At 60.3% G+C, this 15,424-nt stretch carries 16 protein-coding genes; 13 read left to right on the top strand and 3 right to left on the bottom strand.

The window, feature by feature from the left end; all coding sequences use genetic code 11:
* The first annotated feature begins 256 nt into the window (after positions 1-256).
* The 9 genes from VNV36_RS20730 (at position 257) to VNV36_RS20690 (ending at position 7,991) form a co-directional block, all read left to right on the top strand.
* Entirely contained in the window at positions 257-1,384 is a 1,128-nt protein-coding gene (locus VNV36_RS20730; protein WP_325720042.1) for a branched-chain amino acid ABC transporter substrate-binding protein, read from the top strand.
* A 229-nt stretch (positions 1,385-1,613) separates the two neighbouring features.
* On the top strand, positions 1,614-2,537 hold the full coding sequence (gene livH / locus VNV36_RS20725; RefSeq protein ID WP_325720040.1) for a high-affinity branched-chain amino acid ABC transporter permease LivH: 924 nt from the start codon (positions 1,614-1,616) through the stop codon (positions 2,535-2,537).
* Complete coding sequence (locus VNV36_RS20720) at positions 2,534-3,790, top strand: high-affinity branched-chain amino acid ABC transporter permease LivM (protein WP_325720038.1); 1,257 nt, start codon at positions 2,534-2,536, stop codon at positions 3,788-3,790. Before livH ends, VNV36_RS20720 begins: the two co-directional genes overlap by 4 nt.
* Entirely contained in the window at positions 3,787-4,554 is a 768-nt protein-coding gene (gene livG / locus VNV36_RS20715; RefSeq protein WP_016771357.1) for a high-affinity branched-chain amino acid ABC transporter ATP-binding protein LivG, read from the top strand. Before VNV36_RS20720 ends, livG begins: the two co-directional genes overlap by 4 nt.
* Positions 4,555-5,256, top strand: coding sequence for an ABC transporter ATP-binding protein (locus VNV36_RS20710; RefSeq protein ID WP_003222380.1), 702 nt, complete (start codon positions 4,555-4,557; stop codon positions 5,254-5,256).
* Positions 5,257-5,544: 288 nt separating this feature from the next.
* Complete coding sequence (locus tag VNV36_RS20705) at positions 5,545-5,850, top strand: BufA1 family periplasmic bufferin-type metallophore (protein WP_325720034.1); 306 nt, start codon at positions 5,545-5,547, stop codon at positions 5,848-5,850.
* A 25-nt stretch (positions 5,851-5,875) separates the two neighbouring features.
* Positions 5,876-6,763 carry an MNIO family bufferin maturase gene (bufB, locus tag VNV36_RS20700; protein WP_325720032.1) on the top strand — a complete coding sequence of 296 codons (888 nt, stop codon included), beginning with the start codon at positions 5,876-5,878 and terminating at the stop codon, positions 6,761-6,763.
* Positions 6,760-7,518, top strand: coding sequence for an HvfC/BufC N-terminal domain-containing protein (locus VNV36_RS20695; RefSeq protein WP_325720030.1), 759 nt, complete (start codon positions 6,760-6,762; stop codon positions 7,516-7,518). The genes bufB and VNV36_RS20695 overlap by 4 nt, the downstream gene beginning before the upstream one ends.
* Positions 7,515-7,991: a DoxX family protein gene (locus tag VNV36_RS20690; protein WP_325720028.1), complete on the top strand. Its 477-nt coding sequence runs from the start codon at positions 7,515-7,517 to the stop codon at positions 7,989-7,991. The genes VNV36_RS20695 and VNV36_RS20690 overlap by 4 nt, the downstream gene beginning before the upstream one ends.
* 100 nt (positions 7,992-8,091) lie before the next feature.
* On the opposite strand, the gene VNV36_RS20685 is transcribed toward VNV36_RS20690, so the two are convergent.
* Positions 8,092-9,006, bottom strand: coding sequence for a LysR family transcriptional regulator (locus tag VNV36_RS20685; RefSeq protein WP_325720026.1), 915 nt, complete (start codon positions 9,004-9,006; stop codon positions 8,092-8,094).
* Positions 9,007-9,110: 104 nt separating this feature from the next.
* Between VNV36_RS20685 and VNV36_RS20680 the strand changes: the two genes are divergently transcribed.
* The gene (locus VNV36_RS20680; RefSeq protein WP_325720024.1) at positions 9,111-9,710 is read left to right on the top strand and encodes a short chain dehydrogenase; all 600 of its coding nucleotides are present in this window, start codon (positions 9,111-9,113) and stop codon (positions 9,708-9,710) included.
* Between the two features lie 4 nt (positions 9,711-9,714).
* Here VNV36_RS20680 and VNV36_RS20675 read toward each other — a convergent pair whose 3' ends face one another.
* Entirely contained in the window at positions 9,715-10,062 is a 348-nt protein-coding gene (locus tag VNV36_RS20675; protein ID WP_325720022.1) for a hypothetical protein, read from the bottom strand.
* A gap of 128 nt (positions 10,063-10,190) precedes the next feature.
* Between VNV36_RS20675 and VNV36_RS20670 the strand changes: the two genes are divergently transcribed.
* Together VNV36_RS20670 and VNV36_RS20665 are read left to right on the top strand one after the other, a co-directional pair.
* On the top strand, positions 10,191-10,844 hold the full coding sequence (locus VNV36_RS20670; RefSeq protein WP_325720020.1) for a COG3650 family protein: 654 nt from the start codon (positions 10,191-10,193) through the stop codon (positions 10,842-10,844).
* 95 nt (positions 10,845-10,939) lie between these two features.
* Positions 10,940-12,553 (top strand): NAD(P)/FAD-dependent oxidoreductase, encoded by a 1,614-nt coding sequence (locus VNV36_RS20665; RefSeq protein WP_325720018.1) that lies wholly within the window; start codon positions 10,940-10,942, stop codon positions 12,551-12,553.
* Positions 12,554-12,690: 137 nt separating this feature from the next.
* Here VNV36_RS20665 and VNV36_RS20655 read toward each other — a convergent pair whose 3' ends face one another.
* Positions 12,691-13,785, bottom strand: a complete 1,095-nt coding sequence (locus tag VNV36_RS20655) for a PLP-dependent cysteine synthase family protein (protein ID WP_325720016.1) — start codon at positions 13,783-13,785, stop codon at positions 12,691-12,693.
* 250 nt (positions 13,786-14,035) lie between these two features.
* Between VNV36_RS20655 and nhaA the strand changes: the two genes are divergently transcribed.
* On the top strand, positions 14,036-15,220 hold the full coding sequence (nhaA, locus tag VNV36_RS20650; protein WP_325720014.1) for a Na+/H+ antiporter NhaA: 1,185 nt from the start codon (positions 14,036-14,038) through the stop codon (positions 15,218-15,220).
* Positions 15,221-15,424 lie beyond the last annotated feature (204 nt).

Raw genomic sequence — 15,424 nt, 5'->3', positions numbered from 1 at the left:
GGAATGCCAGGGAAAGCTGCCTATTGGGATATATGCCCCCGATTGCCCCGCCGCGATTCTGTCTTTTTCATTCAAAAATGCGACACCTCCAAGTTTTGCCCCGTGGCGCCTGCTTCCCAGTTGAACAAGCGGCGCTCTACACTGTACCGGTACAGTTGCTGGGGGCGTTTCCGGAGGATGTCGCAAAGATATCTGACCCGGTTCTGCTGCTGCGGCGCCAGAACTCTAAAAAATACAACAGTAAGAGTGGAGCACTATGACTAAGGCTACTAAGCAGATTTCCAAACTGTTTGCCGCTATGGTTCTGGCCGGGGTTGCCAGCCATTCGTTCGCAGCTGACACCATCAAAATCGGTATCGCCGGTCCCAAGACCGGTCCAGTAGCCCAGTACGGCGACATGCAGTTCAGTGGCGCGAAAATGGCCATCGAGCAGATCAACGCCAAGGGCGGCGTCGACGGCAAGAAACTCGAAGCCGTTGAATACGACGATGCCTGCGATCCGAAACAAGCGGTAGCGGTAGCGAACAAGGTCGTCAACGACGGCGTCAAGTTCGTGGTCGGTCACCTGTGCTCCAGCTCCACCCAGCCGGCTTCGGACATCTACGAAGACGAAGGCGTGATCATGATCACCCCGGCCGCCACCAGCCCGGACATCACCGCCCGTGGCTACAAAATGATCTTCCGCACCATCGGTCTGGACAGCGCCCAGGGCCCTGCCGCCGGCAACTACATCGCCGATCACGTCAAACCGAAAGTGGTTGGCGTACTGCACGACAAACAGCAGTACGGTGAAGGCATCGCCACCGCCGTCAAATCGACCCTCGAGAAGAAAGGCACCAAGGTTGCCGTCTTCGAAGGCGTCAACGCTGGCGACAAAGACTTCTCCGCAATCATCGCCAAGCTCAAGCAAGCCAACGTCGACTTCGTTTACTACGGCGGCTACCACCCGGAGCTCGGCCTGATCCTGCGTCAGGCTCAGGAGAAAGGCCTGAAAGCCCGCTTCATGGGTCCGGAAGGCGTGGGTAACGACTCGATCACCCAGATCGCCAAGGACGCCTCCGAAGGCCTGCTGGTGACCCTGCCGAAATCCTTCGACCAGGACCCGGCCAACGTCGCCCTGGCTGACGTGTTCAAAGCCAAGAAGGAAGATCCGAGCGGTCCGTTCGTGTTCCCGTCCTACTCGGCTGTGACCGTGATTGCCGAGGGCATCAAGGCTGCCAAGTCCGAAGACTCCGCCAAAGTGGCCGAAGCCATTCACGCCGGTTCGTTCAAGACCCCGACCGGTGACCTGAGCTTCGACGACAAGGGCGACCTGAAAGACTTCAAATTCGTCGTGTACGAGTGGCACAACGGCAAACCTAAAACCGAAGTTTCGCCTCAGTAAGGCCCTGCCCGACTGACTGCCAATAAAGCCCACGGCGTGCCGTGGGCTTTGTTTTGCGAATGTATGGGCCGCGCTGGCGTGATCCGCCAGTCTGCCCACCTGAAAATCTCAAAACCGTCATCAGCGGTTCGCTGGCAAAACCCGGATTCGAAGTGGATGGAGATCCACGGGGCCGGGCGGGAAAATGACTCCACCAGTGAAATGCGTACAGGTTTTTAGGAGCGCTGTAATGCCTGACCTCTATCACTTCTTCCAACAGCTGGTTAACGGCCTCAACGTTGGCAGCATGTATGCCCTGATCGCCATCGGCTACACGATGGTTTACGGCATCATTGGAATGATCAACTTCGCCCACGGCGAGGTGTACATGATCGGTTCCTACGTGGCGTTCATCGCCATCGCCGGGCTGACCATGATGGGACTCGACAGTGTCCCGCTGTTGATGACTGCGGCGTTCATCGCCAGCATCGTCGTCACCAGTTCCTACGGTTACAGCATCGAGCGGATCGCCTATCGCCCGCTGCGCGGCAGCAACCGTCTGATCCCGCTGATTTCTGCCATCGGTATGTCGATCTTCCTGCAGAATACCGTTCTGCTGGCGCAAGACTCCAAGGACAAAGCAATCCCCAACCTGATCCCGGGCAACTTCGCCTTCGGTCCGGGTGGCGCACAAGAAGTGCTGATTTCCTACATGCAGATCGTGGTCTTCGTGGTGACCGTGATCGCCATGCTCGGCCTGACGCTGTTCATCTCCCGTTCCCGACTGGGCCGCGCCTGCCGCGCCTGTGCCGAGGACATCAAGATGGCCAACCTGCTCGGCATCAATACCAACAACATCATCGCCCTGACCTTCGTCATCGGTGCTGCACTGGCGGCCATCGCTGCCGTGCTGCTGAGCATGCAATATGGCGTGATCAACCCGAACGCCGGTTTCCTCGTCGGCCTCAAGGCCTTCACCGCTGCGGTACTGGGCGGCATCGGCAGCATCCCCGGGGCGATGCTCGGTGGGTTGGTGCTCGGTGTAGCGGAAGCGTTCGGTGCCGATATCTTCGGCGACCAGTACAAGGACGTCGTGGCGTTCGGCCTGCTGGTTCTGGTGCTGTTGTTCCGTCCGACCGGCATTCTGGGCCGTCCGGAGGTTGAGAAAGTATGACTAGGAATCTTAAACAGGCACTGTTCAGTGCCTTGCTGGTCTGGGCTGTGGCCTACCCGGTACTCGGTCTGAAACTGACCATCGTCGGCATCAACCTGGAAGTGCACAACACCAGCCCGGCCATCCTCGCGACCATCGCGATCTGCTCGGTGCTGATGTTCTTGCGCGTGCTGTTCAATCAGCAGATCAGCAAGGCCTGGCGCTCCTCGCCGGGCATGCCGCTGATTCCGGCCAAGGCGAGCAACTTCCTGACCCTGCCGACTACCCAGCGTTATTTCATCATTGCGCTGATTCTGGTAGCGCTGGTGTGGCCGTTTTTCGGCTCCCGTGGCGCGGTGGACATTGCAACGCTGATCCTGATCTACGTGATGCTCGGCCTGGGCCTGAACATCGTCGTCGGTCTGGCCGGCCTGCTCGACCTCGGTTACGTCGGCTTCTACGCCGTCGGCGCCTACAGCTATGCGTTGCTGTCGCACTACTACGGCCTGAGTTTCTGGATCTGCCTGCCGATTGCCGGTCTGATGGCGGCGACGTTCGGCTTCCTGCTGGGCTTCCCGGTGTTGCGTCTGCGCGGCGACTATCTGGCAATCGTGACTCTCGGCTTCGGCGAGATCATCCGTCTGTTCCTGCGTAACCTGACCGATATCACCGGCGGCCCTAACGGCATCAGCAACATCGAGAAACCGACGTTCTTCGGCCTGACCTTCGAACGCAAAGCGGCCGAAGGCCTGCAGACGTTCCACGAGTATTTTGGTCTGCAATACAACTCGATCAACAAGGTGATCTTCCTTTACCTGGTGGCCCTGTTGCTGGCGCTGGCGGCGCTGTTCGTCATCAACCGTCTGTTGCGCATGCCGATCGGCCGGGCGTGGGAAGCACTGCGTGAAGACGAAATCGCTTGCCGTGCGTTGGGCCTGAACCCGACCGTGATCAAACTTTCCGCGTTCACCCTTGGCGCCGCCTTCGCCGGTTTCGCCGGCAGCTTCTTCGCTGCCCGTCAGGGTCTGGTGACCCCGGAGTCGTTCACCTTCATCGAATCGGCGATCATTCTCGCCATCGTCGTGTTGGGTGGCATGGGCTCGCAACTGGGTGTGATCCTGGCGGCGATCGTGATGATCCTGTTGCCGGAAATGATGCGTGAGTTCAGCGAGTACCGCATGTTGATGTTCGGTGCCCTGATGGTGTTGATGATGATCTGGCGTCCACAAGGTCTGCTGCCGATGCAACGCCCACACATGGAGTTGCGCAAATGAGCCGCGAGATCCTTAAAGTCGAAAATCTGAGCATGCGCTTCGGCGGTTTGCTCGCGGTCAACGGCGTGGCGCTGACCGTCAAAGAGAAACAGGTGGTTGCCCTGATCGGGCCGAACGGCGCCGGCAAGACCACCGTGTTCAACTGCCTGACCGGTTTCTATCAGCCCACCGGCGGCAGCATCCTGCTCGACGGCGAGCCGATCCAGGGCCTGCCGGGCCACAAGATCGCCCTCAAAGGCGTGGTGCGTACCTTCCAGAACGTGCGCTTGTTCAAAGACATGACGGCGGTCGAGAACCTGTTGATCGCCCAGCATCGTCACCTGAACACCAACTTCCTGTCCGGCCTGTTCAAGACCCCGGCGTTCCGCAAAAGCGAGCGCGAGGCCATGGAGTTTGCCGAGTACTGGCTGGAAAAGGTCAACCTCAAAGAGTTCGCCAACCGTACCGCCGGCACCCTCGCCTACGGCCAGCAACGGCGTCTGGAAATCGCCCGCTGCATGATGACCCGTCCGCGGATTCTCATGCTCGACGAACCGGCCGCCGGCCTGAACCCGAAGGAAACCGAAGACCTCAAGGCGCTGATCGGTGTGCTGCGCGAAGAGCACAACGTCACCGTGCTGCTGATCGAACACGACATGAAACTGGTCATGAGCATTTCCGACCACATCGTCGTGATCAACCAGGGCACGCCGCTGGCCGACGGTACGCCGGAACAGATCCGCGACAATCCTGAAGTGATCAAAGCCTACCTGGGGGAAGCGTAAATGCTGCAGTTTGAAAACGTTTCCACCTTCTACGGCAAGATCCAGGCCCTGCACAGCGTCAACGTCGAAGTCCGTCAGGGTGAGATCGTTACGCTGATCGGCGCCAACGGTGCCGGCAAGTCGACGCTGCTGATGACGCTGTGCGGTTCGCCGCAGGCGCACAGCGGCAGCATCCGCTACATGGGTGAGGAACTGGTCGGCCAGGACTCGTCGCAGATCATGCGCAAGAGCATCGCCGTGGTGCCGGAAGGTCGTCGGGTGTTTGCCCGTCTGACCGTGGAAGAAAACCTGTCCATGGGCGGATTTTTCACAGATAAGGGCGACTATCAGGAACAGATGGACAAGGTTCTCGGACTTTTCCCACGCCTGAAAGAACGCTTCAACCAGCGCGGCGGCACCATGTCCGGCGGCGAACAGCAGATGCTCGCCATCGGCCGTGCGCTGATGAGCAAGCCCAAGCTGTTGCTGCTCGACGAGCCGTCGCTGGGTCTGGCGCCGATCATCATCCAGCAGATCTTCGACATCATCGAACAGCTGCGCAAGGACGGTGTGACGGTGTTTCTGGTCGAGCAGAACGCCAACCAGGCGCTGAAAATCGCCGACCGCGCCTACGTTTTGGAGAACGGCCGCGTGGTCATGCAAGGCACCGGTGAAGCGCTGCTGACCGACCCGAAAGTGCGCGAGGCGTATCTGGGGGGTTGAGTTTCATCGCTGAACAAAAAACGGCCTTCGGGCCGTTTTTTATGCCCGGACGAAAAGCACTGCCTCCTGTGGGAGCGAGCCTGCTCGCGAAAGCGGTGTGTCATTCAACATTATTGGTATCTGCCATGAAGCCTTCGCGAGCAGGCTCGCTCCCCCAGGGGATACCGGTGAATCCGAGATTTTTATAAATTTCTCGCCCTATCTGTAACGCATGCCCCCACCCGTTCTCTAGAGGGACAAGCAAGCGCAAACCGCTTGCAGAAACCCTGACAAAACTGGAGAAACATCATGACTGCTACCACCCGCACCCTGTCCGCTACCGCCCTGGTTCTGGCTCTCGGTTCCGCTTTGAGCATCGCCACTGTCTCCACCGCTCAGGCTGCCGATGCCAACATGGAGAAATGCTTCGGCGTGGCCCTCAAAGGCAAGAACGATTGCGCCGCCGGTGCAGGCACCACCTGCGCTGGCACGGCGAAAACGGATTATCAGGCCAACGCCTGGAAGCTTGTTCCGAAAGGCACCTGCGCTACTACCGAAAGCAAAACCTCGCCGACCGGTTTCGGTCAGCTCGAAGCCTTCAAAGTCAAGTCCTGATCCACGGCCTGCCTGAGTGACGCCCATGTTCAGTCATCACGAACCGTCCCTGCCGCGCACTCAGGCAGCTCGCACCGAGCTCCCTGCCCGCGCCGGGCTGGGACTCAAGACCGGGCACTTCCTGGAAGTGCTCGGCTCCATTCCCGACCTCGGTTTCTTCGAAGTCCACGCCGAAAACTACATGGTCGCCGGCGGCCCGTTTCATCATTTCCTCGGTTTGATTCGCGAGCAGTACCCGCTGTCGTTGCATGGCGTGGGGCTGTCGATCGGTGGCGAGGGCCCGCTGGACAGCCAGCACCTCAAACGCCTCGCCGAGCTGATCGAGCGCTATCAACCACAAGCCTTTTCCGAGCATCTGGCCTGGTCGAGCCACGGCCCGGTGTTTCTCAACGATCTGCTGCCACTGGCCTATGACACGCCGACGCTGAACCGCGTCTGCGCTCACATCGATCAAGTGCAGAACACCCTCAAACGACCGATGCTGCTGGAAAACCCGGCGACTTATCTGGCATTCCAGCATTCAACCATCGACGAGGCCGAGTTCATCGCCGAAGTAATCCGGCGCAGCGGCTGTGGTTTGTTGCTCGACGTCAACAATGTCTATGTGTCGTGCATCAATCATCAGCGCAATCCGCAGGCCTACCTCGACGCATTACCGCTGCACGCGATCGGTGAGATTCACCTGGCCGGGTTTGCTGAAGATTGCGACAGCCTCGGCGACCGCTTGCTGATCGACGACCATGGCGCGCCGATTGATCAGGCCGTTTGGGATCTGTACCGACAAGTGCTGCGCCGTATCGGCCCGGTGGCGACGCTGATCGAACGTGATAATCACGTGCCGGACTTCGACGTGTTGCTGGCCGAAGCGCAGCAAGCCGAGGCGCTGTTGCGCCGTGCAGAGCGTGGCGCATGAGCACGCAAGCGGACTTCGCCGCCGCCCTGCTCGACGTACAGCTGCCCTGCCCCGATGGCCTGTGCAGCCGTAACGGCGCCGACCCCTCGCGGCGTTTTGCGGTGTATCGCAACAACGTGCAGAGTTCGTTGATCAACGCCCTGGCAGACAGTTACCCGGTGGTGGTGCAGTTGGTCGGCGATGAATTCTTCCATGCCATGACGGCCGTTTTCGTACAAGGCCAGCCGCCACAAAGTCCGTTGATGAGCCGCTATGGCGAGGACTTCGCCGACTTCATCGCGCAATTCGAACCCATCGCCGGCGTGCCTTACGTGGCCGATGTTGCCCGCCTCGAGCACTTGCGCACGGTCGCCTACCACGCCGCCGATGCGCAGCCGATCCGGCCTGAGCAAGTCAGCGCCGCGCTCGCCAGTCCGCAGACGTTGGATGGGCTGTGTTTCGAGCTGCATCCTTCCCTGCATTTGCTCGACTCAGCCTACGCCGTGGTGGCGATCTGGGCCGCGCATCAACAGGAGCAAAGCCTGGCGGGCATCGGCCTCAATCAAGGCCAGCATGCTCTGGTGCTGCGCAACGGTCTCGACGTTGAAGTGTTTGCGCTTGACTCGGGTGCGAGTGTGTTTATCCGTCATCTGGTCAAGGGCTCGTCACTGCTGGCTGCGGCAGAAAACAGCCCGCCGTTCGATCTCGCCCAGACCCTCGCCCTGCTGATCGCGCACAACGCGATCACTCGCCTGCATTACAAGGAGTTGCCATGAACAACATCATCCTTCGCGCCATCGCGCTACTGGAAAAAATCCCGCACAGCCTGATTGCCTTCATTGCGCGTTTCTCGATTGCAGCGGTGTTCTGGAAGTCCGGGCAAACCAAGGTCGAAGGGCTGGCGATCGACTTGATCGACGGTACCTTCGAATTGGGCTGGCCGCGTTTGGCGGACTCGACGATTCCGCTGTTTCAGAGCGAGTACAACCTGCCGCTGCTGTCGCCAGAATTCGCTGCGCATATGGCGGCGTTTGCCGAGCATGTATTTGCGCTACTGATTCTGCTCGGTCTTGCCACACGGTTTTCGGCGCTCGCATTGCTTGGCATGACCCTGATCATTCAACTGTTTGTCTATCCGGCTGCCTATCCGACCCACGGCACCTGGGCGGCGGTGTTGCTCTATCTGATGGCGACCGGGCCGGGCAGGTTGTCGATCGATCACCTGATTGCCCGCCGATTCCAGGGCTGACTTCGTCCATGTAGGAGCTGCCGAAGGCTGCGATCTTTCGATCTTCCAGAAGCAAAATCAAAAGATCGCAGCCTGCGGCAGCTCCTACACAGGTTGGCTTTCAGCGCTGGAGTCGATCCAGCGCCTCGCCACTGCGCTTGAACCAGCCAATCAGATAATCCGCGAGCACCTGCGTGCGTTTCGGCAATCCGCCCTGATACGGATGCACCAGATACATCGGCATGCGCCGGGTCTGGTAATCGCGCAGCAGCCAGCGCAAGCGGCCGTCAGCCAGTTCCGTTTGCAGCAGGTACGACGGCAAGCGAGCGATGCCGGCGCCGGACAGCGCAGCTTTTTTCAACAGGTTGTAGTGGTTGCTGGCAAACGGCCCGGACACACGCACCCGCAGCAATTCGTGCTGCTGGTGATACAACCACTCCTCCCGCCCGCTGTAGTGGCTGTTGAGCAGACAGCGATGCTCGGTCAGTGCCTGTGGCGTCGCCGGCTCGCCGAAACGTTCGAGATAGACTGGGCTGGCGCAGGTCATTTCATGCCACGCCAGCAGCGGTCTGGCGACCAGCCGATCATCATTGGACACCTCGGCGCGAATCGCCAGATCAAAGCCATCCCGGGACAAATCGCGATAACTGTTGTTCAGCTCCAGCTCGATCTGCACCTCGGGATATTGCCCGGAAAACTCCAACAACAAGCCATCGAAGAAGGTTTCCCCCAGCGACACCGGAACCGTCATGCGCACTGGCCCGGCCATGTCATCCTTCAAGCGCGCCAGGGCCTGTCGTGCGCGCTCGACCTGGACGACCAGCGCCTGAGCCTGCGGCAGCAGCGCCGCGCCCGCCGCCGTCAGGCTCAAACGCCGGGTCGTGCGCTGCAGCAAAACCACAGCGAACCGGGTTTCAAGCTGGCTGATGCGCTTGGACAGCTGGCCCTTGCTGCAGCCCAACTGCTGCGCGGCGAGGGTGAAACTACCGGCCTCGATCAGCACGGCAAACGCGACCAGATCATCCATTTCGCTCATGGATTGTTTCCATTTGAAAACCAAAGGTTGCCTATTAGTGCGCTTATCCAGCGAAAAAACCACTCTAGACTGAAACCTCATTCACTCACCTGAGGTACAGCTCGATGAAAATTCTGTTGATTGGCGCAGGCGGCACCATTGGTTCGGCAGTGGACAAAGAATTGTCGCAACGCCACGAGGTCATTCGTATCGGACGCAGCAGCGGTGACTTGCAGGTGGATATCAGCGACAGCGCATCGATTCGCAAGCTGTTCGAACAGACCGGCAATTTCGATGCGTTGATCTGCGCGGCGGGCAACGTCACCTTCGCAGCGCTGGAGGAGATGACTGAAGACAGCTTCGCCCTCGGCCTGAAAGACAAACTGATGGGCCAGGTCAACCTGCTGCTGATCGGCCGCGAATACGCCAATGACGGCGCCTCGTTTACCTTCACCACCGGCGTGCTCAGCCACGACCCGATTCGCAGCGGCGCCTCGGCAGCGCTGGTTAACGGCGCCCTCGACAGTTTCGTCCGCGCCGCCGCCATCGAACTGCCGCGTGGTCTGCGGGTGAACTCGGTCAGCCCGACCGTTCTGAGCGAGGCCATGGGCAAATACGCGCCCTACTTCCGTGGCTTCAAGGCGGTTCCTGCAGCGGAAGTGGCATTGGCCTATGCGAAAAGTGTCGAAGGCCTACAGACCGGGCAGACGTTTCACGTGGGCTGATCGTTTACTCGATCAGGGTGGGCAAAAGCTTTCTGGCAACGGGCCGAGGCATCGAAATCCTGAATTGGGACCCCAGCGCCGAGTAAACCATCGCCGTAGAAATCGGCTGGCCATTGATCGAAACCGTCAACCGTTTGCCGATCGATTTCCGGCTGATTCGCGCGACCCGCTCGGTTGCTTCTGGCGTCAGAATGACCGAGAGCTGGACGTGATCCGGGTTGGCCCCTTGATCATCCTTGAGCAGCAGCTCCGTTCGGGTGAAATCGGTTGCCGAGGAAAGATTGATCTCGGCCGCCTGACTTGCGCCCGATGCGGCCAGCGCCAACGACAACATCACAGACTTCCATTGCATAAAGTTCTTCCTGATCCATGAGGCAAAACTATGCATCGACCTTAATGACGACTCAATAGTGGCCACACAAGCCTTGTGATCGACAGCCAGCGTCAGTAACGTGGCAGCACCTGTCTGGAGAGCCAAAGATGCGTGTTGCCCGTTCGTTTGTCCTCGTTGCCCTGCTGCCGTTGTTTGCCGCCTGCCAGTTGTTCGATGGCCAGCGCGAAAGTGCCTCTCATATCGGGCAAACGCGAATGCAGGGACAACTGACCGCCGCCGACGGCAAACTGGTGTTTCAGCCGTGCCAGGAGCAGCGTCAACTGGTGGTCAATGACATCGGCGGCACCAGTGTCCTGCAAGAGGCCGCGACCCTGGCCGACGAACAGGGCAAGCTGTTCGCTGATGTGCGCGGCAAAGTCGCGGGCGATCGGCTCGACCTGAGCCAGTTGTATCGCGTCGAACGCTCGGGCACAGCCTGTGATGACCCCAACTTCAAATTGCTGATCCTGCGCGCCGCCGGCCATGGCCCGGAGTGGAACGTCAAGGTCAGTGGTAAAGGCATGGTCATTGATCGCGCGGGCCAGCCTCCGCTTGCCGTGCCCTATGTGGAAGAGCAACTGGGCGACGGTCGCTTCAATCTCAGCAGCGAAGCGAACAACCAGCGCATCGAATTGTGGGTCGCGCCGCAGCGCTGCGTGGACAGCAGCACTGGCAGCGTGCAGCACATGAGCGCGGAACTGCGAATCGACGGCCAGGTGCAGCGCGGCTGCGGCTATTTCGGCGGTGCACGTAACGACTGATCGTTTTTCCCCCACGGATCCGGTTGCGGCGGCTTATAATCGCCGCCTTCAACGCCCTGGCGCAGTTGTGCGCCCCGCGAATCCGGATCTCCGCCATGTTACGAATCACTGAACTCAAGCTGCCAATCGATCATCCCGAAGAAGACCTGCGCGCCGCCATCGTGCAACGCCTGGGCATCGCCAGCGATGACCTGCTCGATTTCACCTTGTTCAAGCGCAGCTATGACGCGCGCAAAAAGTCCTCCGAACTGTGCTTCATCTACACCATCGACCTCAACGTCCGCGACGAGGCCAGGGTGCTGGGCAAGTTCGCCGACGACCGCAACGTCAACGTGGCGCCGGATGTCAGCTATAAATTCGTCGGCCAGGCACCGAGCGATCTCAGTCAGCGCCCAATCGTCGTCGGTTTCGGCCCTTGCGGCATCTTCGCCGGCCTGCTGCTGGCGCAAATGGGTTTCAAACCGATCATCCTCGAACGCGGCACCGAAGTGCGCCAGCGCACCAAGGACACTTGGGGCCTTTGGCGTAAAAGCGTGCTCAACCCCGAGTCCAACGTGCAGTTCGGCGAAGGCGGCGCGGGCACTTTCTCCGACGGCAAGCTGTACAGCCAGATCAAGGATCCGAAGTTCCTCGGACGCAAGGTGCTGCACGAATTCGTCAAGGCCGGTGCGCCGGAAGAAATTCTCTACGTCAGCAAACCGCACATCGGTACGTTTCGTTTGACCGGTATGGTCGAAAACATGCGCGAACAGATCCGCGAGATGGGCGGTGAAGTGCGCTTCCAGGAACGCGTCACCGACGTCCTGATCGAAGACGGCCAACTGCTCGGCGTGCAACTGGCCAGCGGCGAGACCCTGCATTCGAGGCATGTGATCCTGGCCCTCGGCCACAGCGCCCGCGACACCTTCCGCATGCTCCATGGCCGTGGCGTGTTCATGGAAGCCAAGCCGTTCTCGGTGGGTTTTCGCATCGAACACCCGCAATCGCTGATCGACCGCGCGCGTCTGGGCAAATACGCCGGCCACCCGAAACTCGGGGCTGCCGACTACAAACTGGTGCATCACGCCAAAAATGGTCGCTCGGTCTACAGCTTCTGCATGTGCCCGGGCGGCACCGTGGTCGCGGCGACGTCGGAGCCGAACCGCGTGGTCACCAATGGCATGAGCCAATACTCGCGTAACGAGCGCAACGCCAACTCCGGGATCGTCGTCGGCATCACCCCGGAAGTCGACTACCCGGGCGGCCCGCTCGCCGGTATCGAATTGCAGGAACGCCTGGAATCCCACGCCTTTATCCTGGGCGGCAGCGACTACAAGGCCCCGGCGCAACTGGTAGGCGACTTCATCAACGGCAAGCCTTCGACCGAACTGGGCGAAGTCGAACCGTCGTATAAACCGGGCGTTGCTCTGGGTGATCTGGCCCTGGCGCTGCCGGACTTCGCGATCGAGGCGATCCGTGAAGCCTTGCCGGCGTTCGAGAAGCAGATTCGCGGTTACTCGCTGCACGATGCCGTGCTGACCGGGATCGAGACGCGCACCTCGTCACCGCTGCGCATAACGCGCAACGAGTCGCTGCAGAGCATGAACGTCAAGGGCCTGTTCCCGGCCGGTGAAGGCGCGGGTTATGCCGGTGGGATTCTCTCGGCGGGCGTTGACGGGATTCGGATTGCCGAGGCTGTGGCCCGGGATATTCTCGGCCTGGAAGCCTGATCAGCATAAGCTGACACAACACAAACCCTGTGGGAGCGAGCTTGCTCGCGAAAGCGGCCTGTCAATCAACGAAGATGTTGAATGTGACTCCGCATTCGCGAGCGAGCTCGCTCCCACATTGGTTTCTGCGTTCAGCTTTAGATATTCGCGCGAATCACGGAGGTCGGCAGCGCCTCGCCGCGCTCGGCACTCGCCGCCACCGCTGCAATCAAATCATCCAACTCATAACCCTGCGCCTTCAGCCAGCCCTGATCGTAATATGTGTCGGCATAACGCTCGCCGCCATCGCACAGAATCGCCACGATCGATCCCGATTCCCCCGCCGCTTTCATCTGCTGCGCCGCCATCAGCGCGCCGATCAGATTGGTCCCGCTCGATCCGCCGACATGCCGCCCCAGACGCTGCGCCAGATAATGCATCGCCGCCAGCGACAACGCGTCCGGCACTTTGACCATCGCATCGATCACCTTGGGCAGGAACGACGCTTCCACCCGTGGCCGACCAATGCCCTCGATTCGCGACCCGCAGTCCAGTCGCAGGCCGGCATCCCCGGTCTGATAAAAGTCGAAGAACACCGAACGCTCGGCATCGGCGCACAACACGCGGGTGCAGTGCTGGCGATAGCGCACATAACGCCCAAGGGTCGCGGTGGTGCCGCCGGTGCCGGGACTGGAGATCAGCCAGCTCGGTTCGGGGTGTTTCTCATAGCGCATCTGCTGGAAGATCGACTCAGCGATATTGTTGTTCGCTCGCCAGTCGGTGGCGCGTTCGGCGTAGGTGAACTGGTCGATGAAGTGACCGCCATGCTCGCGCGCCAAACGTTCGGATTCGGCGTAGATCTGTGTCGGATCTTTCACCAGATGGCTTTGGCCACCATAGAAGGCAATCTGGGCAATCTTCTCTTTCGAGGTGGACGCTGGCATCACTGCGATAAACGGCAAGCCGAGCATGCGCGCGAAATACGCTTCCGAAATCGCTGTCGACCCGCTGGACGCCTCGATCACCGGCGCGCCGGGCTTGAGCCAACCGTTGCACAACGCGTAGAGGAACAGTGAACGGGCCAGACGATGTTTGAGGCTGCCGGTGGGGTGGCTGGATTCGTCCTTGAAATACAACTCGATGCCGGCAAAACCAGGTAGCGGCAAAGGGATCAGGTGGGTGTCGGCGCTGCGCTGAAAATCCGCCTCGATGATGCGAATGGCTTCACGGGCCCACTGTCGGTTGTCGCTCATGGTCTCGGTTCTCGTTGAATCAGACAGCAGATCAGTCTGCTGAGAAAGGTCATGGGCAAGCTTAGGAAAAATCCTGCTGACGGCAAAGATACAGCTGAGTCTCAATGTGTCAGGCAACTGCTAGGCTCAGCGTTGCCTGGCCAGACAGCCTGTAACGACATATAACAAAAAAGAATATAATTTGTGTTTTAACAACTAACGGTACGGGTTAGGGTGTGGCACCTTTTGACTCAATCGATGGAGAGCGACCTTGCCTCTGCGTAGCACTTTCACGCGTTTCTTTCAGTTGGAAGCTGCCAGCGGTCTGTTATTGATCGCCGCAGCCATCCTTGCGCTGATGATCAACAACTCGCCGCTGTCCTGGCTGTACACCGGCCTGCTCGACACCCCGGTGGTAGCGCAGATCGGCGCGTTGAAAATCGCTAAACCCCTGCTGCTTTGGATCAACGACGGGCTGATGGCGCTGTTCTTCCTGCTGATCGGCCTGGAAGTGAAACGCGAAGTGCTCGACGGCCAGCTGTCCAAGCCTTCTCAGATCGTTCTGCCCGGCGCAGCGGCGATCGGCGGCATGCTGGTGCCGGCGCTGATCTACTGGTTCCTCAACCGCGACAACCCCGCCGCCCTGAGTGGCTGGGCCATCCCGACCGCCACCGACATCGCGTTCGCCCTCGGTGTACTGGCGCTGCTCGGCAAGCGCGTGCCGGTGTCGCTGAAGCTGTTCCTGATGACGCTGGCGATCATCGATGACCTCGGCGCCATCGTCATCATCGCGATCTTCTATTCTGGCGAACTGTCGACCCTGTCCCTGGGTCTGGCGGCTGCCTGCATTGCCGCGCTGGTGGCGATGAACCGGTTCGGCGTGGTCAAGCTCGGGCCGTACATGATCATCGGCCTGATCCTCTGGGTCTGCGTGCTCAAGAGCGGAGTCCACGCCACGCTGGCCGGTGTGACCCTGGCTTTCTGCATTCCCTTGCGCACGAAAAATGCCGAACCGTCGCCGCTGCTGACCCTCGAACACGCGCTGCACCCGTGGGTCGCCTACGGCATCCTGCCGCTGTTCGCCTTCGCCAACGCCGGTCTGTCGCTGAGCGGCGTCACCGTCGAAAGCTTCACTCACGACGTGCCGATGGGCATCGCCATCGGCCTGCTGCTGGGCAAAACCATCGGCGTGTTCGGCCTGACCTGGCTGGCGGTCAAGATCGGCCTCGCCGCCCTGCCCCAAGGCGCGAATTGGGGGCAGGTCCTGGGCGTGGCGATCCTCTGCGGCATCGGCTTCACCATGAGCCTGTTCGTCGGCTCACTGGCCTTCGAACCCGGCGTGAGTGATTACGCCGGCATGGACAGGATGGGCATCCTTACCGGCTCGATTCTCGCGGCGCTGATTGGTTATGCGGTGACGGCGGCGGCGAGTCGCAAGCATTCACAGCTGCAATAACACTTGTGGCGAGGGAGCTTGCTCCCGCTGGACTGCGCAGCAGGCCCATTTTTTGGGGCGCTGCGCACCCCAGCGGGAGCAAGCTCCCTCGCCACAGATTCCACGCGCCACAGTTACGCAGCGAACAATCCCCACGTCATTAGCGACGCGTCCTACAGCCACAATTTTCCCGCTTCGATAACGTCGTGCAGCCCCCTTCGAGGG

This window comes from Pseudomonas sp. (assembly GCF_035554175.1).
Taxonomy (GTDB): domain Bacteria; phylum Pseudomonadota; class Gammaproteobacteria; order Pseudomonadales; family Pseudomonadaceae; genus Aquipseudomonas.
The sequence above is the reverse complement of the archived record's forward strand: the minus strand, read 5'-3'. Positions and strand labels throughout refer to the sequence as shown.

Bases quoted from the DNA above. Each gene is read 5' to 3' on its own strand.
- VNV36_RS20730 (WP_325720042.1), top strand. From the start codon at position 257: ATGACTAAGGCTACTAAGCAGATTTCCAAACTGTTTGCCGCTATGGTT.
- livH (WP_325720040.1), top strand. From the start codon at position 1,614: ATGCCTGACCTCTATCACTTCTTCCAACAGCTGGTTAACGGCCTCAAC.
- VNV36_RS20720 (WP_325720038.1), top strand. From the start codon at position 2,534: ATGACTAGGAATCTTAAACAGGCACTGTTCAGTGCCTTGCTGGTCTGG.
- livG (WP_016771357.1), top strand. From the start codon at position 3,787: ATGAGCCGCGAGATCCTTAAAGTCGAAAATCTGAGCATGCGCTTCGGC.
- VNV36_RS20710 (WP_003222380.1), top strand. From the start codon at position 4,555: ATGCTGCAGTTTGAAAACGTTTCCACCTTCTACGGCAAGATCCAGGCC.
- VNV36_RS20705 (WP_325720034.1), top strand. From the start codon at position 5,545: ATGACTGCTACCACCCGCACCCTGTCCGCTACCGCCCTGGTTCTGGCT.
- bufB (WP_325720032.1), top strand. From the start codon at position 5,876: ATGTTCAGTCATCACGAACCGTCCCTGCCGCGCACTCAGGCAGCTCGC.
- VNV36_RS20695 (WP_325720030.1), top strand. From the start codon at position 6,760: ATGAGCACGCAAGCGGACTTCGCCGCCGCCCTGCTCGACGTACAGCTG.
- VNV36_RS20690 (WP_325720028.1), top strand. From the start codon at position 7,515: ATGAACAACATCATCCTTCGCGCCATCGCGCTACTGGAAAAAATCCCG.
- VNV36_RS20685 (WP_325720026.1), bottom strand. From the start codon at position 9,006: ATGAGCGAAATGGATGATCTGGTCGCGTTTGCCGTGCTGATCGAGGCC.
- VNV36_RS20680 (WP_325720024.1), top strand. From the start codon at position 9,111: ATGAAAATTCTGTTGATTGGCGCAGGCGGCACCATTGGTTCGGCAGTG.
- VNV36_RS20675 (WP_325720022.1), bottom strand. From the start codon at position 10,062: ATGCAATGGAAGTCTGTGATGTTGTCGTTGGCGCTGGCCGCATCGGGC.
- VNV36_RS20670 (WP_325720020.1), top strand. From the start codon at position 10,191: ATGCGTGTTGCCCGTTCGTTTGTCCTCGTTGCCCTGCTGCCGTTGTTT.
- VNV36_RS20665 (WP_325720018.1), top strand. From the start codon at position 10,940: ATGTTACGAATCACTGAACTCAAGCTGCCAATCGATCATCCCGAAGAA.
- VNV36_RS20655 (WP_325720016.1), bottom strand. From the start codon at position 13,785: ATGAGCGACAACCGACAGTGGGCCCGTGAAGCCATTCGCATCATCGAG.